22 protein-coding genes and 1 riboswitch are annotated in these 20,462 nt (G+C 55.6%); of the genes, 6 read left to right on the top strand and 16 right to left on the bottom strand.

All coding sequences use genetic code 11. The features are described from left to right. Nucleotides 1–16: 16 nt before the first annotated feature. From DQG13_RS10795 to DQG13_RS10785, 3 genes are all read right to left on the bottom strand, one after another. Nucleotides 17–910 carry an AraC family transcriptional regulator gene (locus DQG13_RS10795; protein ID WP_113019763.1) on the bottom strand — a complete coding sequence of 298 codons (894 nt, stop codon included), beginning with the start codon at nt 908–910 and terminating at the stop codon, nt 17–19. A gap of 88 nt (nt 911–998) precedes the next feature. Beyond that, nucleotides 999–1,745: a MerR family transcriptional regulator gene (locus DQG13_RS10790; RefSeq protein ID WP_113019762.1), complete on the bottom strand. Its 747-nt coding sequence runs from the start codon at nt 1,743–1,745 to the stop codon at nt 999–1,001. A gap of 117 nt (nt 1,746–1,862) precedes the next feature. Then, a complete protein-coding gene (locus DQG13_RS10785) occupies nt 1,863–2,051 on the bottom strand; it encodes a hypothetical protein (RefSeq protein WP_113019761.1) in 189 nt (62 codons plus the stop codon). A gap of 174 nt (nt 2,052–2,225) precedes the next feature. Between DQG13_RS10785 and DQG13_RS10780 the strand changes: the two genes are divergently transcribed. After that, nucleotides 2,226–3,098 carry an AraC family transcriptional regulator gene (locus DQG13_RS10780; protein ID WP_113019760.1) on the top strand — a complete coding sequence of 291 codons (873 nt, stop codon included), beginning with the start codon at nt 2,226–2,228 and terminating at the stop codon, nt 3,096–3,098. A gap of 414 nt (nt 3,099–3,512) precedes the next feature. Here the strand turns inward: DQG13_RS10780 and DQG13_RS10775 are convergent, their stop codons facing one another. Continuing rightward, the gene (locus tag DQG13_RS10775; protein WP_181592691.1) at nt 3,513–4,244 is read right to left on the bottom strand and encodes a methyltransferase; all 732 of its coding nucleotides are present in this window, start codon (nt 4,242–4,244) and stop codon (nt 3,513–3,515) included. Between the two features lie 188 nt (nt 4,245–4,432). On the opposite strand from DQG13_RS10775, the gene DQG13_RS10770 reads away from it, so the two are divergent. The 5 genes from DQG13_RS10770 to DQG13_RS10750 all read left to right on the top strand — a co-directional run bounded on the left by DQG13_RS10770 (nt 4,433) and on the right by DQG13_RS10750 (nt 8,613). Then, nucleotides 4,433–5,371 carry an ABC transporter ATP-binding protein gene (locus tag DQG13_RS10770; RefSeq protein WP_113019758.1) on the top strand — a complete coding sequence of 313 codons (939 nt, stop codon included), beginning with the start codon at nt 4,433–4,435 and terminating at the stop codon, nt 5,369–5,371. Beyond that, nucleotides 5,359–6,294, top strand: coding sequence for an ABC transporter permease (locus DQG13_RS10765; protein WP_113019757.1), 936 nt, complete (start codon nt 5,359–5,361; stop codon nt 6,292–6,294). Before DQG13_RS10770 ends, DQG13_RS10765 begins: the two co-directional genes overlap by 13 nt. A gap of 69 nt (nt 6,295–6,363) precedes the next feature. After that, entirely contained in the window at nt 6,364–7,083 is a 720-nt protein-coding gene (locus DQG13_RS10760) for a response regulator transcription factor (RefSeq protein WP_113019756.1), read from the top strand. Beyond that, nucleotides 7,080–8,165: a sensor histidine kinase gene (locus tag DQG13_RS10755; RefSeq protein ID WP_113019755.1), complete on the top strand. Its 1,086-nt coding sequence runs from the start codon at nt 7,080–7,082 to the stop codon at nt 8,163–8,165. The genes DQG13_RS10760 and DQG13_RS10755 overlap by 4 nt, the downstream gene beginning before the upstream one ends. 19 nt (nt 8,166–8,184) lie before the next feature. Continuing rightward, on the top strand, nt 8,185–8,613 hold the full coding sequence (locus tag DQG13_RS10750) for a hypothetical protein (RefSeq protein WP_113019754.1): 429 nt from the start codon (nt 8,185–8,187) through the stop codon (nt 8,611–8,613). Between the two features lie 59 nt (nt 8,614–8,672). On the opposite strand, the gene DQG13_RS10745 is transcribed toward DQG13_RS10750, so the two are convergent. From DQG13_RS10745 to DQG13_RS10690, 12 genes are all read right to left on the bottom strand, one after another. After that, complete coding sequence (locus DQG13_RS10745; protein ID WP_113019843.1) at nt 8,673–9,695, bottom strand: siderophore ABC transporter substrate-binding protein; 1,023 nt, start codon at nt 9,693–9,695, stop codon at nt 8,673–8,675. A gap of 94 nt (nt 9,696–9,789) precedes the next feature. Then, nucleotides 9,790–10,554, bottom strand: a complete 765-nt coding sequence (locus DQG13_RS10740; RefSeq protein WP_113019753.1) for an iron ABC transporter ATP-binding protein — start codon at nt 10,552–10,554, stop codon at nt 9,790–9,792. Beyond that, nucleotides 10,551–11,504: an iron chelate uptake ABC transporter family permease subunit gene (locus DQG13_RS10735; protein ID WP_113019752.1), complete on the bottom strand. Its 954-nt coding sequence runs from the start codon at nt 11,502–11,504 to the stop codon at nt 10,551–10,553. Before DQG13_RS10735 ends, DQG13_RS10740 begins: the two co-directional genes overlap by 4 nt. Beyond that, nucleotides 11,497–12,447: an ABC transporter permease gene (locus tag DQG13_RS10730; RefSeq protein ID WP_113019842.1), complete on the bottom strand. Its 951-nt coding sequence runs from the start codon at nt 12,445–12,447 to the stop codon at nt 11,497–11,499. The genes DQG13_RS10735 and DQG13_RS10730 overlap by 8 nt, the downstream gene beginning before the upstream one ends. Nucleotides 12,448–12,560: 113 nt before the next feature. Further along, nucleotides 12,561–14,141: a helix-turn-helix domain-containing protein gene (locus DQG13_RS10725; RefSeq protein WP_113019751.1), complete on the bottom strand. Its 1,581-nt coding sequence runs from the start codon at nt 14,139–14,141 to the stop codon at nt 12,561–12,563. A gap of 671 nt (nt 14,142–14,812) precedes the next feature. After that, nucleotides 14,813–15,901, bottom strand: coding sequence for a sensor histidine kinase (locus DQG13_RS10720; RefSeq protein WP_258525619.1), 1,089 nt, complete (start codon nt 15,899–15,901; stop codon nt 14,813–14,815). Beyond that, nucleotides 15,898–16,578, bottom strand: coding sequence for a response regulator transcription factor (locus tag DQG13_RS10715; RefSeq protein ID WP_113019750.1), 681 nt, complete (start codon nt 16,576–16,578; stop codon nt 15,898–15,900). Before DQG13_RS10715 ends, DQG13_RS10720 begins: the two co-directional genes overlap by 4 nt. Nucleotides 16,579–16,638: 60 nt before the next feature. Next, the gene (locus DQG13_RS10710; protein WP_113019749.1) at nt 16,639–17,454 is read right to left on the bottom strand and encodes an ABC transporter permease; all 816 of its coding nucleotides are present in this window, start codon (nt 17,452–17,454) and stop codon (nt 16,639–16,641) included. After that, on the bottom strand, nt 17,451–18,479 hold the full coding sequence (locus DQG13_RS10705) for an ATP-binding cassette domain-containing protein (RefSeq protein ID WP_113019748.1): 1,029 nt from the start codon (nt 18,477–18,479) through the stop codon (nt 17,451–17,453). The genes DQG13_RS10710 and DQG13_RS10705 overlap by 4 nt, the downstream gene beginning before the upstream one ends. Before the next feature lie 120 nt (nt 18,480–18,599). After that, nucleotides 18,600–18,914 (bottom strand): DMT family transporter, encoded by a 315-nt coding sequence (locus DQG13_RS10700; protein ID WP_113019747.1) that lies wholly within the window; start codon nt 18,912–18,914, stop codon nt 18,600–18,602. 3 nt (nt 18,915–18,917) lie between these two features. Then, complete coding sequence (locus DQG13_RS10695) at nt 18,918–19,253, bottom strand: DMT family transporter (protein ID WP_113019746.1); 336 nt, start codon at nt 19,251–19,253, stop codon at nt 18,918–18,920. A gap of 83 nt (nt 19,254–19,336) precedes the next feature. Next, nucleotides 19,337–19,436: riboswitch (guanidine-I (ykkC/yxkD leader) on the bottom strand. 336 nt (nt 19,437–19,772) lie between these two features. Beyond that, nucleotides 19,773–20,426, bottom strand: a complete 654-nt coding sequence (locus DQG13_RS10690; RefSeq protein WP_113019745.1) for a universal stress protein — start codon at nt 20,424–20,426, stop codon at nt 19,773–19,775. Nucleotides 20,427–20,462 lie beyond the last annotated feature (36 nt).

The following is a 20,462-nucleotide window of genomic DNA, read 5'->3' as shown; positions in this document are numbered from 1 at the left end:
GCTGCTTGTTGGCAGGCTACTGTTGTGCGGAACCTCCGGCAGCTTTGCGCTTCACCGGAATCCAGATTTCGCTTTTGTAATCCGGCTTCGAGGTATCCTTGCTTTCATTCCACAGCATCTCCGGCCCCGGAGCCGCCTCATAGCCGGACATGGGGAACCACTCGGCATAGATGCTGCCCCACATTTTTTGCAGCGTATCCGGGAATGGGCCTACTGCCGTAAACACGGCCCAGGTTCCCGCGGGAACGGCAAGGGTCTGCCACCTTCCGGCGGGAGGAGTGTCCACCGCCACGCCAATGTAATGATCCAGTTCGCCGCCGTCCGCGCGGCCCTCGGAGAAATTCAGTGAAGCGCTGACGAGACCCCGCGGCTCCACATTGGACAGGGCCTTCAGCTCCTGAATGTCCTCCATGGTAAGGCTGGTCCACATTTGGGCAATTTCCGGGTTGACGCCGTTGTATTGCAGCGGCACCCGTTTGTACAGTCCTGCAATATGGAATGCGTCCTTCTCAATGATGCGGTAGTCCATTTCATTTCCTCCCGTAACGGTTAATTGAAAGGTCATGGGCGGAACAGCCTTCAGGCTGGCCCCGGGCCGTCTGGCCTCGGAGGGCGGCAGTCCGTGAAGATTCTGGAAGGCTCTGGTGAACGCATCCGGCGAATCATAGCCGTATTTCAGCGCCAGATCAATGATTTTGATCCCCGTATCCCGAAGCTCCAGCGCCGCCAGAGCCAGCCGCCTGCGTCTGATGTATTCCCCCAGCGGCAAGCCGCTTAGAAAGGAAAACATCCGGCGGAAGTGGTACTCCGAGCAGCAGGCCAAGCGGGCTGCCTGTTCAAAATCAATCTCTTCGTCCAAATGGGCCTCGATATAACGCATGGCTTCGTTCAGCTGCAGCAGCGGTTCCATATTTGTTCGGCCTCCTTTCGAATACATCGTAACAGGAAACCGGGATGGGCTTCCCGGCATATCCGGTGCGGATTGTGCAGGGCGTGGATCAGCGTGCAGCGTATGCCTCCGCGGCTGCTCCCAGGTAATAGGATAACCCGGTTTGCTGGCTTTCCAGCATGTTACGGTGAAAGTCATCCTCCCGGAAGAAGCGGGCCTGCGCGGCAAACTCCGCCGCAGTTGCACCCAGGCCGTGGTTTTCCAGAAATGCAAGGTGGTTATCGATAAGAGTGAAAACCTGCGGATCATCATGCCGGGCGCCATTCTGCAGCGCCTTAGCCATGCCGCCCATAAACGATGCGGCTTCCGACGCCAGCTCGTTCATCCGGGCGGTTTCCACCGGATTTGACTCCAAGAGATCAAACCCGTATTCATCCTTCAGATGCTCCGACTGTTCCTTCAACGCTTCCTTCCATTCTTCCTCGTTATGAAATCCGCGGAACATGTCCTTTTCGTTCATCGTATCTCCCTTTCTGCTTTGGGCAATCGATTTTTGCAGCGTGTCAATGATAGTCTCCAACCGGCGCTTGCGGAGCAGCAGCAGCTCCTCCTGGCGCTCCAGAATGGCAGTGCGGTCGGGCTCGCGGCTGAGCAGCCGCCCGATTTCCTCCAGGGAAAAATCCAGCTCCCGGTAAAACAGAATCTGCTGCAGCCGCTCCAGCTCTTCCTGCCCGTATAAGCGGTACCCGGCCTCCGTTGTTCCGCAGGGCAAGAGCAGGCCAATCTTGTGGTAATGATGCAGCGCCTTGACCGTGACCCCCGACAGGCGGGAAACGTCCTTGACGGTGTACAGCATGGAATACCTCCTTTCAACGCATAGTCTAAGGCCTCCTCTTGGGGGAGGGTCAACAGGTATCGAAAAAAATCCTGCTTTTGCAAGCAGGATTTCTCTTTGGGTTCTCTCTGACTGGGACTATTTGCGGCGCTGTTTGGTCATGCGAATGTACATAATCAGGGCTGCCAGAACCATGCCCATAAATCCCATGTTGGCGGCCGCCTCCGCCTCCATCCCCAGCAGCATACACACATTGGTAACCAGACTCTTCACCAAAAGAGCGGTTACAATCAACAGAATCGGGCGGATATAATTGTATTTTTTCAACGTCGAACCTCCTGTGGCTTGTATATGCTTTCATTATACATGTTTTGGAGGGGTGGATGCACTACCAGCCCTTTTCCAGTCCGGGTATAATAAAAGACATGATATTTATTGGTTGGCTGCTGCACGGTTTTTCCGCCGCGGTCTTGCTACACTGGCTTTACAGGAGGAGATGCTATGGAGTGGCTGGACCGGATGAGAAACGCCATGGACTATATCGAAGGCCATCTTGACCAGGAGGTGGACCCGGCGGAAGCGGCCCGACGCGCTTGCTGCTCGGTGACCCACTTCCAACGGATGTTTTCATCGGTAACGGGCATCCACCTGTCCGAGTATATCCGGCGGCGGAGGCTGACTCTGGCTGCGTTCGAGCTTCAGGAAGGGGCTGTCAAGGTCATCGATACCGCGCTCAAGTACGGCTATGACTCGCCGGAGGCTTTTTCCCGGGCGTTCAAGCAGCTTCATGGGATCATGCCTACGGCAGCCCGCAGCAAAGGCGCTGCGCTTAAGGCCTTTCCCAAGCTCTCCTTCCATATTTCAATACGGGGAGATGTGGAAATGAATTATCGCATTGAAGAAAAACAACCGTTCAGAATGGCCGGCATCACGGCGGATATGGATTGCGCCAACGGCAAGCAATACGCGGACATCCCCATGATGTGGGAGACGGGAGCTGCGGATGGAAGCCTGGAACGGTTGGGCAACCACTTTGGACTGGACCGGGAGAAGGACATGCTCCATGCTGCGCTGTACAATTTCCGCGACCGGTACTTCACGTACATGATCGGGACGGTGGTTCCGGCGGAAGCGGACACAGGCAGTTATGCCGTGCTGGAGGTGCCTGCGCTGACCTGGGCGATTTTCCCCACGGGCGAGCATACGGAGGAGCAAACCACGGAGGCCATCCAGGCCGTGTGGAAGCGGATTTTTCCCGAATGGTTTCCCACCTCGGGTTATGAGCATACCGACGGTCCGGAGTTCGAGATGTACTATAATCTGGGCAACGGCCGCTTCCGGACGGAAGTATGGATACCGGTTGTGAAGAAATAGGGCGAAGCCTGAAAAAACCTCTCCTTGGCGGCAGAACTTGGGCCGCGGAGAGGTTTTTGTGTGCAGATGGGGGCGAGGGGGGCACTTTGTGCTCGATTTTTCGAGTACAATCCCGCTCTACCCCCGCTTTTGGGCACTTTGTACTTGATTTTTCGAGTACATTTCGGCCCTTTCCCCGCTTTGGGGCAGTTTGTACTCGATTTTTCGAGTACATTCCCGCTCCAACCCTACTTTTGGGCACTTTGTACTCGGTTTTTCGAGTACATTTCCGCTCTACTCCCACTTTGGGGCACTTTGTACTCGATTTTTCGAGTACATTTCCGCTCTACCCCCGCTTTCGGGCGGATTGTACTCGGTTTTTCGAGTACATGCCGGCCTCGCACGGCTCGAGACGCGGTTTCCCCGCTTCCCCCGCTACGGCTTATGGGCGTAAATAGAAGCGGAGGAAACGATCTGCATGTCCGCCATCATCGGAACAAACCGGTCCACCGTAAAGCCTGCCTCCTGCAGCTCTTTCCTGTAACCCGCCTCCGTCTTGGCTCGGGCCGGGACCAAAGGAATCCGCACCTCAACCTGGGCATCGGCGGGACCGGCATACCGGGTTTGGGGCGTCCGGTAATCATCCCCGGTCAGCTCCAGCCAGCTTTGGAAGGACTCCACCGGCCTGTCGTCCGCGTTTTCCCGATAGGATTCCCGAAACAGAAGCAAGGGCGCTCCGATTCTCAGACAGGACCGGACATTCCGCAAATACCCTGCTCTGTCCGCATCCACCACCAGCATGTGAAGCCCCATCACATCCAAGGCGGCATCGAACGTTCCCTCCACCTGCTCACGCACCATGTCCAATAGAGTCACCTGTGCCCCGGGATAATCCGCCAGGGCAGCCTTAGCCTTGGCTACGGCAGACGGTGCAATATCCACTCCGCGGTACAAGCAGCCCAGTTGGGACAAAATGACTCCGGAAGCCCCCTCTCCGCAAGCAAACTCCACAATCCGTTTCCCTCTCAGATTATGGAGGTTCACCCATTCCGTCAAGCTTGCCCGCAGCCCGCTGTCGTTCTCCGCATGGCCCCATCGCTCAGCGCCTGCCTCGTATACCTTCCGGTACCGCTCCTCATACACCAGATAATACGGATTTTCGTCCATGGAAGCTCCTTTTCCCGATTGAATTTGGTTCCCTATCATACCACTAAATGGAAACGGCTTCAATGCCGTTTTACCCAAACAGTTTGCGGCAGCTTTGCTTCCCGTTTACCGCCTGTTTACTTTCACTTTTTATAATCGGCATGTACGGTAAAGATTTGGCATGTCGAACATAGAAAGGAAGCCCAACGATGGAGCAAACGCCAGTGGTGCAGCTGCGCCGCGCCACAAAAACAATCGGACGAAAAACGCTGGTCGACGATCTCACCTTTGATATTCCCGCCGGAGAGGTGTTCGGATTCCTGGGCCCAAACGGAGCAGGCAAAACCACCACCATCCGCATGATGGTGGGATTGGCCGGGATCAGCCGGGGGGATATTCTGATTCAGGGGCACAGCATAACCAAGGATTTCAAAAAAGCCATCCGCCATGTAGGCGCCATTGTGGAAAATCCCGACCTGTATACCTACCTGACGGGGTACCAGAATCTGCAGCATTTTGCCCGGATGGTTCCCGGCGTGACCAAAACCCGCATCCTCGAAGTTGCGGAAGCCGTCGGGTTGCAGGGCCGGATTCACAGCAAGGTCAAAACCTATTCCCTTGGCATGCGCCAACGTTTGGGAATCGCCCAAGCGCTGCTGCACCGCCCGTCGCTCTTGATTCTCGACGAACCCACCAACGGGCTTGACCCTGCGGGGATTCACGAGCTGCGCGCCCAATTGAAGCAGCTGGCCCGGGACCAGGGGGTGGCCGTTTTCGTGTCCAGCCATCTGCTATCCGAAATGGAATTGATGTGCGACCGGGTGGGAGTGCTGCAGCACGGCAGGCTGGTACGGATTCAGAGCATGAAGGAGCTGGTCCATAAAAGCGGAAACGCCCAAGTGTGCATCTCCGTGGCCCCTTCCCAAACCGGGCAGGCTGTACAGCTCGTTGCCGCCATAGGGAAAACGGTCACACCATCGGAAGGGCAACCGGGACAATTGGTGGTTCACATGGACAAGGAGGAGATACCCAACGTGAACAAGCAGCTTATGGACGCAGGTATTCACGTTTACAGCATCCATATGCGGGAGCGGACCCTGGAGGACAAATTTCTGGAGATCACGGAGGAACAGCAATGGGCGGATTAATTGCCAATGAATGCATGAAACTATACAATAGAAAGCTCACCCGGATTCTGCTGGCGCTGGTGGTTGCCTTTACCGCAGGAGCCGCTGTACTGGCCAAGCTCAACACCCCTCCTATCGCGGACTGGAGAACGGAAACAATCCGGCTCGCCGCACAATACGAGGAACGCTTGAAGCTTACCGAGCTATCTCCCATGCTGCGCGCCGATGCCCATAATAAACTGGAGCTTGCGGAATACCGCCTGGAGCACCATGTCCCTCCCCTCCCCGGCAATCCCTGGTCAGCCTTGCTGGCCTCCTTCGGCCTGGTGGAAATGGTGATGATTTTTGCCATTGTCATGGCAGCGGATATGGTTGCAGGGGAATATGCCTCCGGTACCATGAAGCTTCTATTGATCCGCCCCCGCAGCCGCACGGAAATCTGGTTCTCCAAATATATCGCGGTATCCCTGTTCGCCGCGGTAATGCTGGTGCTGACTGTTGTTTGCGGATTCGCCGTAAACGCCGTATTATATGGGATCGGCAATATTCACGCCGCCGATTTATTCCTGGATGGGAATGGGCAAGTGGTCCGGCAGAATGTTATGATGCAGGTAATCAAAATATATGGATTAAGCATGGTTCCAGTGATGGGGTATGTCACCCTTGCCCTGGCGGTATCCACCATTTTGCGCAGCAGCGCCCTGTCTGTGGGCATCTCCCTGTTTATGATGATAACTGGAAATTCCGTGACGGAAGCGGCGGCCAAGCTGGAATGGCTGAAATATCTGCCTTTTGCCAACAGCGATATCAGCCTCTATATATTCCATCTCCCGCCAAGACCCGAGATGACCTTGGGTTTTTCCCTCTCCGTCCTGCTCGCCTACATCTCCCTTCTGACCCTGGCAAGCTGGGCGGTATTCAACAAACGCGATATGTCCATATAGCCCCACCCTGCCGCCTGTTCGCCGAATAACTGCTAACGGGGGAGCTTTTGCCAGAAAGGGGACGGAACGATGCGCCCGCAATCCATACTCCTGGTGGATGATGAACCCGGAATTGTCACCATGCTGGAAACCATTCTGCGCAAGGAGGGGTACACTTCCATACACAGCGCCTTTACGGGGCGGGAAGCCCTGGACAAAATCAGCCTCACCCCGTATGACCTAATCGTCCTGGATGTGATGCTGCCCGACACGGACGGCTTTCAATTATGCCAGCAAATCCGGCAGCATACCGCTGTTCCGATTCTGTTTCTTACCGCCCGCTCCAGCGATCTGGACAAGCTGACCGGACTTGGCATCGGAGGGGATGACTATATTACCAAACCCTTCAATCCTCTGGAGGTGGCCGCGCGGATTCATGTTCAATTCCGGAGGCAGCTGCAATACCAACCTGCTATCCAGGAGGCGGAACAGTACCGTTACGGGACCGTCGTCATTGACAAAAAAGCGGCCCAGCTGCGGGTGAATGGAAACGAAGTGCCTTGCCCGGCCAAGGAATTTGAGCTTTTGCTGTTTTTGGCCGCCCATCCCAACCAGGTGTTTACCGCAGGGCAATTATATGAGCAAATATGGGGATTTGACAGCTTGGGGGACGAAAAAACCGTGGCCATCCACATCATGCGCCTGCGCAAGAAAATTGAACAGGACGCCAAACAGCCCTCTCTCATCGTCAATTTGCGGGGAATCGGCTATAAGCTTGTCCCGCCGCCCAAGCAAGGAGCAGCGCAATGAAAGTCAATTTCACCAACGGCAAGCTGGTGGTCCGCTTCACTCTGAATTTTATCCTGCATCAGATTCTGCTGTTTCTCGCGGTTTCCCTGCCTGCGGTCTTCTATATTGCCGTGCTGAAGCAGCCTGATCAGCTCTACGTGGTGAATCTGACAACAGGGATGATTATTGCCGTTTACTTTCTGTACTGTTTGTTTTACGGCTATTATGTTGCCCGGCCCATGGCGGATATTCTGGTACAGATTCGGAAGCTGTCCAGCGGGGAGTATCTTGCTCCGGTCCGAAAAAAGCCTTCCTTCTCCAGCCGCCTGTACCGGGAGGTGTACGCCAATCTCGACGCCCTCTCCTCGGTTCTCCGGGAAAACGAACGCAGACGCCAGAAGTTCGAGCAAGAAAGGCAGGATTGGGCGGCAGGGGTGGCCCATGACCTGAAGACTCCGCTGTCCTATATTTCCGGCTATGCGGATATGCTGTTATCCGAGGAGCATGTCTGGAGTGCGGAGGAAAGAAAAGAGTTTTTGCAGCTGATCCGGGAGAAGTCCGCCCATATGGAAGAGCTGATCCATGACCTGGGCATTGCCTTCCGGATGGACCAGCCTATGGGACCCAAGCTGGCCCTGCGCCGAATCGAGCTGACGGAGCTGATCCGCAGAACGGTTGCCGGAATTGTCAACCTGCCCCTTGACGGGACCGCCCACTTTGAAATCCAAGGCGGAGAAACGCCATTGTATGTGATGGGCGACGCCGGACTGCTCCATCGAGCCTTTTCCAATCTGCTGGTCAATGCAGTTTTCCATAATCCGCCGGGAACCGCCATTACGGTTCATATCCGCAGGTCTTCCATGGCTGAAGTGCAGATAACGGACAATGGCTCCGGCATGGAGGAGGAGCAGGTGAACCATCTGTTTGACCGGTATTACCGGGGAACCTCCACAGACGCTCCAACAGGCGGGACAGGGCTCGGCATGGCCATCGTCAAGCAGATTATTGCAGCGCATCAAGGCACCGTGGCTGCAGCAAGCAGAATCGGACACGGTACAACCGTTACCGTTTGTATTCCGTTTGACCGTGAGCCGGACATATAATTTATGAAAGGAGCACTTCATGGAACATTTTACAGGGGAAGAATTGGCGGAGGCCATCCGGTCTATCGCTTCAACCATCGGCAAGAGTGAAAAAGCATTGACCAAATTAAAGGAGGGCACCTTCCAGCACACCATGACGGTACGTGGAATTAAGGCATACTACATGGCGGTGTCGTTGCTGAATCGGGAAGCGGAGGCCAATGACAATGAGGCAGGGGCTTCAGCCGCGGGGAGCCCGGAGAGCTATACGAAGGAAGAATTGGCGGAGGCTCTTCAGGCTATAACATCGGCCGCCGGCAGGTGCGAGAATATTCTGCCCAAGCTGAAAGCAGGCTCCTCCCAGCATACGCTGACCGTACGCAGAATAAAGGCCTTCCATATCGCGGCGGAATTGGTAAAAAGAGAATCCAACCTGTCGCATAAGGCGGGCCCCGCCATACAGCCATAACAATGAAAATCGGCACAGCCGCATAGGCCATGCCGATTTTATTTTGAAGTGAAGCAGCATCAGAAGCCTGCGCTGACTTCCTTAATCATGGCTTCCACCGACAACAGGCCGCCGCCGGAGAGGTACCAGTAGTTAGGGTCCAGATAGACGATCTTGCCATTCTTATAGGCATTGGTATTTTTTACCAAGCTATTTTCAATAAGCTCCTTGGCCGGTTTCACCCCTTCTCCGCTGGTGACTACCGCATCCCGGTCCACAACGAAGAGGTAATCCGGATTTTTCTCCGCTACAAACTCGAAGGAAACGCTTTGTCCATGGGTGGAGGACTCAATTTTGTCGTCGGCAGCCTTGAAGCCGATCACATCGTGAATCAAGCCGAAGCGGGAGCCGGGACCGAAGGCGCTGACCTTGCCGCCGGTGGTGAGGATGACCAGAGCGTTTTTGCCGTCGGCAGTTACCTTGGCATTCAGCTCCTGGACAGACTGTTTAACCTTGGCCAGCTCCGCCTCCACTTCCTTTTCCTTGCCGAAAATTTGACCGATAATCTTGGCGTTGTTCTCATAAGATTCCATATATTTGGCCGTATCCAATCCCAGGTAGATGGTGGGGCCCAGCTTTTGCAGCTCCTCGTACTTGGAGGACAGACGTCCGGAAATAATGATCAGATCCGGCTTTACGGCGCTGAGCTTTTCAAAATCCGCCTCCACCAATGTGCCCACATTCTGGTATTTGGCATCCTCGTATTTTTTCAGATAAGGGGGAAGATTGCCCTTGGGTACGGCTGCTACCTCAATGCCCAGCTTGTCCAAGGAGTCCAGGGTGCCGTAATCGAAGACGGCGACGGTTTTGGGATTGGTCTTCACCTTGGTTTCACCCAATTGGTGCTTAATGGTAACCTCGGCGGGAGCGGCAGGCGACGGAGACGCGGACGGTGCAACAGAAGCGGCAGCGGTTGCGGTTGCGGTTGCGGCTAGAGAGGCTTCGGGAGCGGCTGCTCCGGCGGTTTCCTTCGATTGGCCTCCACAAGCGGCTAATGCCAGTGCGAACAACAGAACAACAACAGATATACCCCATTTTTTCATCATTTCTACCCTTCACCTCGTATATAAAATTGGTTTGACGCCATCATGAATGCTGGACAGGTTATGCGGCCATCCCCCCTTTCAAAGCCAAGATTTATGTGCCTGCAAAAAAGACGCCGATCCGGTTGCCCCGAAACTGCTCCACCGGAATATCCATGTCGTAAATATCCCGCAGCGCCCCTGTTTCCATAATGCTGTCCACCGCTCCCTCCCGGACCAGCCGGCCATGCTTTAACGCCACCATCCGGTCGGCATAGCAGGAAGCGAAATTAATGTCATGGATGACGATAATGACGCTTTTGGCCAGCTCATCCACCAGACGGCGGAGAACCTGCATAATCTGCACGGAATGCTTCATGTCCAGATTGTTCAAGGGTTCGTCCAGGAGAATGTATTCCGTATCCTGGGCCACCACCATGGCAATAAACGCCCGCTGGCATTGCCCTCCGCTCAATTGGTCGATAAACCGGTCCTGCAGCTCCTCCAGCTCCAGATAACGGATGGCTTCCTTGACCTTGGCATTGTCCTCCGGCGTCAGCCGGCCTTGGGAATAGGGAAACCGGCCGAAGCTCACCAGCTCCTTCACCGTCAGCCGCACATTCAGATGATTGGTCTGCTTCAGGATGGAAATTTTGCGGGCCAGCTCATTGCTTTTCCACTGGCGGATGTCCCGGCCTTCAATCAGCACCTCACCGGCATCCTGCTGCTGCAAGCGGCTGATCATGCCCAGGAGGGTGCTTTTGCCTGCGCCGTTGGCCCCGATAAAAGCAGTCATCCGGCTCTTGGGGATCACCAGCGAAACATGGTCCACTACCGCTTTTCCCCCGTATGCTTTGGTTACATTGCGCACTTCAATCATAGCTTGCTCTCCCTTAACAGCAGATACATGAAATAGAGACCTCCGGCAAAATTCACAATGACGCTCAAGGTGGTTGTAAAGCTGAACACCCGCTCCACCAGAAGCTGTCCGCCTACCAGTGTAACGACACTGATGAGAAAAGCGGAAGGCAGCAGCAATTGATGCCGGTAGCTGCCCATCAGCTGGTAAGCCAGATTGGCGGTGAGCAAGCCCAAAAAGGTGACCGGCCCTACCAATGCGGTGGACAAGGCAACAAGTACGGCCACCAGCACCAAAAGCTGCTTCACCAGCCGGTTGTAGTCCAGCCCCAGGTTGACGGCATGTTCCCTGCCCAGCGAAAGCACATCCAGATATTTTACATACCGGACCCCGAATACGCCTGTCAGCACGAGAATGCCCAAAGCATATGGCAGTAAATCCGTATTCACATTGTTGAAGCTGGCGAACATTTTTCCCTGCAAGGAGAGAAATTCATTGGGATCGATCAGCACCTGCATAAACGTGGTCATGCTCCCGAAGAAGGTGCCGAATACCAGCCCCACCAGCAGCAGATGAAGCAGATGGCGGCCCTCCCGCTGAAACATCAGCTTGTACAACATTGCAACGAAGAGCATCATCAGGAGCACAGCCAGAAGAAAATTATAATGATCCTTGGTCACCAGAGGGCTGGTGGAGCCAAATATGTAGAAGATAAAGGTCTGAAAAAGCATGTAGACGGAATCCAGGCCGATTATGGAAGGAGTCAGAATCCGGTTGTTGGTCAGCGTCTGGAAAACCACTGTGGAGATAGCAATGGCGCCTCCCGTCAGCACCATGGCGGCAACCTTGTACATCCGGCGGGGGAACACATAATCCCATGCTCCGATCATATGCCCCAGAAGATACAGCAGGATCAAGACCAGCGACACGGCAGCGAGAACGGAAAACTGAAGCTTGTGCGTTTTAGTCATATACCCTTCTCCTTAACAGGAAGTATAGGAAAATCCCGCTGCCGATGACGCCGACCGTCAGCCCGATGGGAATTTCGTAAGGGTATATCAGCAGCCTGCCCAGGATGTCGCAGAACAGAATGAAGATGGCGCCCATTACCGCCGTATGGAATAAGCTTTTTTTGAGATGATCCCCCCGGTACATGGACACCAGATTGGGCACCACCAGACCAAGAAACGGAATCATGCCCACTGTAATCATCACAACGGCGGTAATCAGAGCCACAATGGTCAGACCGATATTCACTACCAGCCGGTGATTCAGACCCAGGTTGACGGCGAAATCCTCCCCCATGCCCGAGATGGTGAACCGGTCCGCGTACAGATAAGCAACTGCCAGCAAGGGAAGGCTAATGTAAAGCATCTCATACCGCCCGCTCATAATGGTGGAGAAATCCCCCTGGAGCCATGCCGTCATATTCTGGATCAGGTTATGCTTATAGGCCAGGAAAGTGGTGCCGGCTCCCACAATATTGCCGAACATAAGGCCTGCCAGCGGAATGAGGATTACGTCCTTCAGCCGGATTCGGTCCAGAATTTTCATGAAGACGAAGGTGCCCAAAAGCGCAAAGGCAAAGGCCACCAGCATCCGTTCCAGCGGACTGGCCTGCCCGAACATCAGGATGGCAACCAGAATCCCCAGCCGGGCGGCATCATCCGTTCCGGCAGTGGTGGGAGATACGAACTTGTTGCGGGTGAGCTGCTGCATAATTAAGCCCGAGATGCCCAGACTGGTTCCCGCCATCAACAGGCTGAACAGACGGGGAAGGCGGCTCACCAGCAGGATGTGGCGCTGCTCTTCGCTGAGCTGGAATAAATCCCAGGGGGCCACATTCTTCACGCCGATGAACACAGAGGCAGCGGAAAGCAGCAGGAGAAGCAAGGTCAAGGTTAGCTTGTTCATACGGTCCCTTTTTTCATTATCATTAATAATCATTATCAATCAAATCATTGGTATAACTATAAAAGAAGAAGCTCTCCTTGATAATGGATATTTATTCAAAAGGGATGGATTTTTCAGCAGAGGGACAGCTTCGCCCGAATTCTCCATACGCATTGGTCAACCAGGCTGCTGTAGCATTCGGCATTGTAATGGAGCGCCCCGTAGTACGGGAGAAACAGGCAGCGCTTTTTCCGGCCTTCGGAAGCCAAATTGCGCCAGTTCTGCTCCATGCGCGCCAGTTCCAACTGCTCCAGGCCGGACGGCACCAAGAAGATGATGTTCTCACATGGCAAGGCGGCTACCTCGTGCAAGGAGAGGAGTTTTTTCCCGTGCGTCCCGCGGATGCATTCCGGCACGGCCAATTGCAGCTCCTGGTAAAACAGGTCGCTGATCTTGCGGCTGTCGGCCCCGAAAATGGTGTAGTGAGTATCCATGCAGATTACCGCCAGAGCCGGCTCTCCGCCCCAGAAGGTATCTATATGGGAGCGGGCGTTTTCCGCTTTTAGCCGAAATCGCTCCAGCCACTGTTCGGCAACGGGGCGCAGTCCCAGCGTGTCCCCCATCCGGCGAAGGCGCTCCTTCCAAGAGAACGTCTTCCAATGGAGCACATGGAGCGGGGCAATGCGTCCCAGCTCCTGCTCCAGGGCAAGCTCCAGCGGCCCCCCGGCGAAGATCAGATCCGGTTTGGCGCTGTACAGCATGTCCAGCACCTGCTCCGGACGGTTCAGGGCATTTCGTTCGAAGGTAATTTGGGGAGCGATGCCAAAAATGGACAAGTCCCCGTTTAGGATTGGCGACACAACGGCAATCTTCCGGTTCGCGGCGGTTATGTACTCCGTGGGAGAGAGGCCCATCTGTTTTTTGAACAGGCGGCTGAAATACAGCTCATCCTCATAACCTGCCGCATGGGCGACGGCGGTGACGGATGCAGGCGCATTGGACATCAGCCGCAAGGCGGCGCGGATGCGGGCCTGGGTCGAATACTGGAGCGGACTCATTCCCGTATGCTGGCGGAATGTCCGGTAGAACCGGCTGGGGCTGACCCCTGACGATTGCGCCAGCTCCTCCATATCCAGCGGCTTGTCTGCCGCCTTCAGGATGAATTGACGGACATGCTCCACGTAGCTGCCCAGATTCATGGCAGTGGCATTGGGCTTGTTTGCGGCATGGGCGAAGCCGGAGAGCATCAGGTACAGATGGGATTGCAGCCGGTAATGTCCGGCCAGATCGGACGGCGGGCTTTCAGTCAGGAACTCCTCGAATATTTGCCGGGCTTGGGGCATCCGGAAGGGACGGGCGATCAGGGCGTAGGCCGCAGCCTTGGGCTGATGCAAGCTCTCCAGCATCTGCAGGTCTTCAGGACAGGCAGACGCCACCCCCACCAGCACCGCCTCTGCGGCCAGCTGGAATTCATTCTGCAGCATCATCCCGGTGGAAGGCGGGATAAACAGCACCGTTCCCGTCTCTGTTTCTATGGTTCCCTGCGCCGCCCCCGTTTGCAGAGTAATCCGCAGGGAGCCGCGGGAGACGAAGAGAAAACCCGCCTTGTCGGAAGTCATGCAGCATTCCCGGTGGCGGAATCCGGGGACTTGTATCGCCTCTCCGCCGGCATGCACAAAAGAGGCGCGGCGGAGCATTTCTGCAATGTTGCTCACGGATTCATCTCCTCCATTCTGCAAGGGCTGGGCCCTTGGTATGCGGTTGTTGGTATGGGTTGTTGGTATGCTGTTCTCACCAGTATAGCATGAAACAGCCCTTCTCCTGTCTGCAAATGAGCGGGTTGCTGCGCGAAATTCCGGCGTTGGCGGGCTCTGTTGAAGGGCTCTGTTGGCGGGTCTGTTGGCGAGCCGAATCTGCCGTAAGTAAGCGTGATGAGCGGATTGGGGAGTGAACGGAGCTTGCGGAGGGATGAATGAGATGGGACATGCAGGGCGGTTGGGATGGTTGGGATGATGGGGGCGTTGGAGTAACTAGAGTGATGATGGGGGATACGGCGTTGTGTTAGAGGGCTGGTGTGCTGCAATGTGCTGGGGCGCCGGGGGATGCTGGGTGGACGGGGACATGCTGGGTATGAGAGGTAGGCTGAGGAACGCAGAATCAACATGCGCTTACGGAAATGAGAAGCTCTTAAACTGTATTATGGGCCGTATACGCCAAATAACGGAACTATCCGGCCCTTAATTGGTCGCAAACGGGCAATTACAGCCCATCGGCCGGCCTCGGGCCCAATTAAGCGCCGCTCAGTTCCGCAATATGCCGAAATGGTCAAATTATCGCGTTTAAGGGTCGCTGAGTTCCGCTATGCTTTCTCCTCCCCCGCCTCCGATCAGGACTTGCCCTCCCCGCCCGCTGCCGGAATCAAAACGGTAAACGCCGCTCCCTCCCCCGGCTTGCTGGCCACGGTGATGGAGCCGCCGTGCATCTCCACAATTTTGTGGGCGATGGATAGTCCCAGCCCGCTGCCTCCGCCGGACCGGGTGCGGGACCTGTCCGCCTTGTAGAACCGCTCGAAAATGCGGGCCTGGTCCTCCTCGGCAATGCCCGGCCCGTTGTCCGCAATCCACACCGCCGCCTGACCGCCCTCCCGGGCAACAGAGACCGTGATCCGCCCTCCCGCCGGGGTAAATTTAATCGCATTATGCAGCAGATTCAGCCACACCTGGCTCATCAAATCCTCATCCGCGGCAACCTCCACCGCCTCCGGCTCCAGGTTCATATCGATTTCCTTGGCTTCCCATTGCGGCTCACAAGCCAGAATCAGGGAAATCAGCTGCTTATCCAACCTGTAGATGCCGGGGTGCACAGAGGACTGCGCCGAATCCAGCACCGCCAGCTTCATCAGATTGTCGCTGAGCTTGGAGAGGCGGACGCATTCCGTCTCGATAATATCCAGATACCGTTCCCGCTCCTCGGTATCCAGAGCGCCGCTTCTGAGCGCTTTGGCAAAGCCCATAATCGAGGTCAGAGGCGACCCGATCTCATGGGAGACATTGGAGATAAACTCCTGGCGCAGCTCCTCCATCTCCTTCAGATTGGCGGCCATGTCATCAATGCTGGTCACCAGCTGCGCAAAAGGATGCCGCTCCCGCTCATGCTTTCCCATTTGGCCCAATATCGGAGCCAGCTCCACCTGGAAGTCTCCCCGGGATATCTGGCGCATGGCCTCAATAAGCTCGGTAAACAGCTTATGCTCATTGGGCCGCAGGAACGGACCGATAATGCCGATGGCCACCCCGAACAGCATAAACCCCAGAACCGCATTGATGAGAAAAGCCAGCAGCCCGTGGGGCTCCCAGCCTAATGCGGCATAAATCCTCTCCGAGGCCATGTATGCCCCTGACCAGCACAGCAACAGAAAAGCGATGACCATGAGCACATTCAGGGCAATATGAAGGAAGCCGGGACGGTCTCTCACGGCTGAACCACCTCCAGCCGGTAGCCCAGGCCGCGGATCGTGCTGATCCGGAAGGTATGGCTGCTCTCCGGGAACCGCTCCCGCAGCCGCTTGATATGCACATCCACCGTCCGCTCATCCCCTTCGTAATCATAACCCCAGATTTGCTCAATGAGCTGGTCCCGGGTAAAGGTTTTGCCCGGATAACCCGCCAGCTTGAACAGCAGCTCAAACTCCTTGCGGGGCAGGGTAATCTCCTCCGCCCCGTCCATACATTGAAAGGTATCCCGCCGCAGAACCAGATTCCCCAGCTGCACCGTCTGGGAGGACAGGATGCGGTAGCGCTTCAGCAGCGCCTTGACCCGGGCTACCAGCACCATAGGATCGAAGGGCTTGGCGATATAGTCGTCGGTGCCCAAGGCAAACCCCTTCACAACCTGGGAGGCCTCTCCCTTGGCGGTCAGCATCAGCAGCGGAAGATTCTCCTGCTGCTCCCTTAATTCGCGGCACAGCTCCCAGCCGTCCATCCCCGGCATCATAATATCCAAAATGACCAGGTCCGCGGGAGTATCGGCCAAAACGGCCAAAGCCTCCCGGCCATCCGAAGCCTCCAGCACCTCCCAGCCCTCCAGCTTGAGAAAATGCCGGACCATCTCGCGTATATGCATATCGTCATCCACTACCAGTATCCGGGTCATGCAGCCACCTCCATTGAAACCTTGCCTGATGCGCTCCCGTTTGTCAAGCCCGCGGATAAACTATGCTTTGCGCATGTATGCCCGCACCGTCATAGGGGCAAAGATAGCCACAATCACGGCTGCGCCCACAAGGGAGATGACCAGATCGCTGCCCACGCTTCCGGTATTGGTCAGCTCGCGGACGGCGCTCACCAGATGGGAGATAGGATTGATATTGGCGAACCACTGCAGCCATTTGGGCATGGTTTCCACGGGCACATACGCATTGGACAAAAAGGTCAGGGGAAACAGGATGATCATGGACATCCCCTGTACGCTGGAGGCAGTCCGGGCAATAACGCCAAAGAAGGCAAAGATCCAGCTGATGGCCCAAGAGCAGCCGATGACCAAAAGCCCGGCCAGCACCACATGCTCAATGCCCCCGGCGGGACGGTAGCCCATCAAATACCCCATCACAAAGGTCAGCACAGTGGCGATGGTATAGCGGATCGTATCCGCCAGCAGAGCTCCCGCCAGCGGCGCAATGCGGGCAATGGGCAGGGACTTGAAGCGGTCGAACACCCCTTTGTCCATATCCTCCCTCAGTTGAACGCCGGTAACCACAGAGGTAGTGATCACCGTCTGGACCAATATCCCGGGAATAATAATGGGCAAATAGCTGGCCACATCACCCGAGATGGCTCCGCCGAAGATATACGTAAACATCAAGGTGAAAATAATGGGCTGAAGGGTGACGTCAAACAGTTGCTCCGGCGTATGCCGGATTTTGAGCAATCCCCGGTAGGCCATCGTCAGGGAATTGCGGATCGTTTGCCTAAGGCTGGTACGGTTTTTCAACTGCCGGATGGCTCCTGGCGTAATGGTGGTCTGGCTCATACATTTGCCCCCTCCAATTGATGTGATATTGCGGGCTGTCCGGAAGGCTGAGCGGCGGTTGCATCCCCGGTAATAGTCAGGAACACTTCATCCAGCGTCGGCTTCTGCACGCTCATTTCCGCCAGATGGATGCCTTCCTCCCGCAGGGCAATCAGCAAATCCGTTACTCTGTCGGGGTCGGACATGGGCGCGGTTATTCTTCCGGCCTCTGCGGAGATGGCGGCCCGTACCTGCAGCACCTGCTCCACTCTCCGCCGCGCGCGCTCGGTTTCCGCCGAATCCACTACCCGCAGCTGCAGGGATGCGGTGCCCACCGACATTTTCAACTCGTCAACCGTTCCTTCGGCAACCACATGGCCCCGGTCAATAACGGCAATCCGGTCTGCCAGCTGATCCGCTTCATCCAGATATTGTGTGGTCAAAAGAACAGTGGAGCCCGTTTTCACCAGACGCCGGATGGTTTCCCACATTTGGGCCCGGGTCCGGGGGTCCAGCCCGGTGGTGGGTTCGTCCAGGAAGATCAGCGGCGGCTGGGCAATCAGACTGGCCGCCAAATCCAGACGCCGCCGCATCCCGCCGGAGAAATTCTTCAGCGGCCGTTTTGCCGCCTCCGTCAGGCCAAACTCCTCCAGCAGCTCCGCCGCCTTCCGTTTGGCATCCGCGCGGGACAGCCCCAGCAGCCGGGAGAAAATCACCAGATTTTCCGTAGCGCTCAAGGAATCGTCCACGGAAGCATATTGCCCCGTCACTCCGATAAGCTGCCGCACAATCTGCGGCTCCTTACCCACATCATGCCCAAAAACCTGCGCCGACCCGGCGTCCGGCGCCAGCAGCGTCGCCAGCATCCGGATGGTGGTGGTTTTGCCGGCTCCATTGGGCCCCAGCACCCCGTAAATACTGCCGGTTTTCACCCGCAGATCCACTCCGTCTACGGCCCGGTTCGCCCCGAAGACCTTGACCAGTCCGTTGGCCTCAACAGCCCAATCCCCGATGCCGGGGTTTGCTTCTCTCCTCTTTCTATCCATGCCAATTCCTCCTTGATCCGTTGATATTGGCATGGTAACGCAGGTTTATGAACTGAGTATGAACAACGTCTAAGCTTCCGGCAGCTCTGTCAGCCGTTCAGTGTAAAACCGGCGGCGCGTTTAGCCAACCAGCTTTAACCCTACTGCGGAAGCCAGAACGGTGGCGATGCAAAGGATTCGCGGCAAGCTTCTGGGCTCTCCGTAGAGCAGCATTCCCGCCGCGGCGCCGCCGGAAGCCCCGATTCCGGTCCACACCGCATAGGCTGTGCCCATAGGCAATTCCTTCATGGCCTGGGACAGGAAGAGGAAGCTCAGTCCAAATCCGCCCGCCATAAGCAGAAACGCCCTCCAGCCCCGCTCCTTGTTCAGCTTATTAATCATAGCTACGCCCGCCATCTCAAATAATCCGGCGAATATCAGGAAAATCCATGCCATGGTTTATCCCGCCTCCTTTTTTGTTTTGGGGCTCAGCAGCTTTAATCCGGTCACTCCGGCCAGCAAAGTGCCGATCAGGAGGATTTTCAGCACATTGGCAGGCGCATCGAATAATACCAGCTCCGCTACCACCGTACCTGCGGTTCCCAGCCCGACAAATACCGCGTAGACGGTTCCCACCGGAAGCGCCCGGGAGGCGCGGATCATCAAATAGAAGCTGACGATGATGGCAATGACGGTGCCGCCAATCTCCAACACTCCCTCCGCATGCTTCATGCCGATGACCCAGCCCACCTCGAACAGCGCCGCCAATCCGACGGATGCCCAATTTTTGTCCATGGTTTCTCCTCCTTATGATGTCCATCCTTGACCGCGCCCCGGAACACAGAAAAACCCGGAAGAATAAACTGCGGATGCAGCTATTCTCCCGGGCTTTTGTCCCTCCGTGGAAGCAGTCCGAAGACTGCCGCTTTCTCTCGGACCAGACCAGCAGACTGCTGCGGAACCCTAGAAAGCTATTATGCGGTTGATGTCCATTATACATAGCGGGGGAGGGGTGTCAAGGGTTTTGTTATCCACTGAGGACAAGCAGAATCTGGCTAACGAATCTCTCTCACGCTATTTCACGAAAACGGGCATGAAAAAAAATCTAACGAATCTCTATCGCCTTATTCGCCGGTTTGAACGCATTTCGGCGCACATTCGGACAAATAGCGATCCTACGATTCGTTAGATTTCAAACAGGCTCACCTATAGGCAAATAGCGATACCCAGATTCGTTAGAGCTTCTCCCATTTGACTTTTCGCACAGCCTCTCCCCGAATCTCCGCGGCTGGCGCGAAGCATCCCTATATCTCTTTATTTGACGCGCTCGTTAATATCCCTTACATAATCATCGACCACAAGGACTTCAACGGTTTCATTGTCCTTCAGGAATTTAAAGATTCCGTTATTGAAGTCGGTGCCCACCTCTTTATAGAAAATGCCCTCATACTTGTCCAGGTGCGTGTGGTTGAAGCAGAGCCTGAAGCCCTCAGGCCCCTCCTGGAGATAGGCGCGGACCCCTTTTTCGTAGAAGCCCTCCTGAACGTTCAGCTCCCGGGAAACGGATACAATATGAAGATCAACGAAGGAGATATCATGCAGCAGCAGGTTTACAATGGAGCCCTTCGTGATTTCCTCCCACCTGCTCTGGGCAGTCTGCCCCAGTACGATCTGTGTAACATTTTTTTGCTTGGCTACCTCGCTAATCACTTTTACCACAGGACGTTTTTCATTGTACTTGATAATGAACTCCTCCGCCCCAAGCTCCTCGGCAATCTTCTTCCATGCGGAAATGTAGTGGCTTTTTTCAATATCCCACTCGTCTTCGGGTTGCCGGTCAACGGTCAGCACATATAGCGGACAGTTCAGCATTTTGGCAATTTTGCCGCCTCTGCGGATGAGCCGTTCGCCATTTGGTCCATAATAAACACAGACAAGTATGCATTCATCCATACTTCCAGTCTTCATGGTTTTAAACTCACCTCTGCCTAAAGATAGCACTAG

It is taken from the genome of Paenibacillus sp. YN15 (genome assembly GCF_003285005.1).
GTDB lineage: Bacteria > Bacillota > Bacilli > Paenibacillales > NBRC-103111 > Paenibacillus_AR.
The sequence above is the reverse complement of the archived record's forward strand: the minus strand, read 5'-3'. Positions and strand labels throughout refer to the sequence as shown.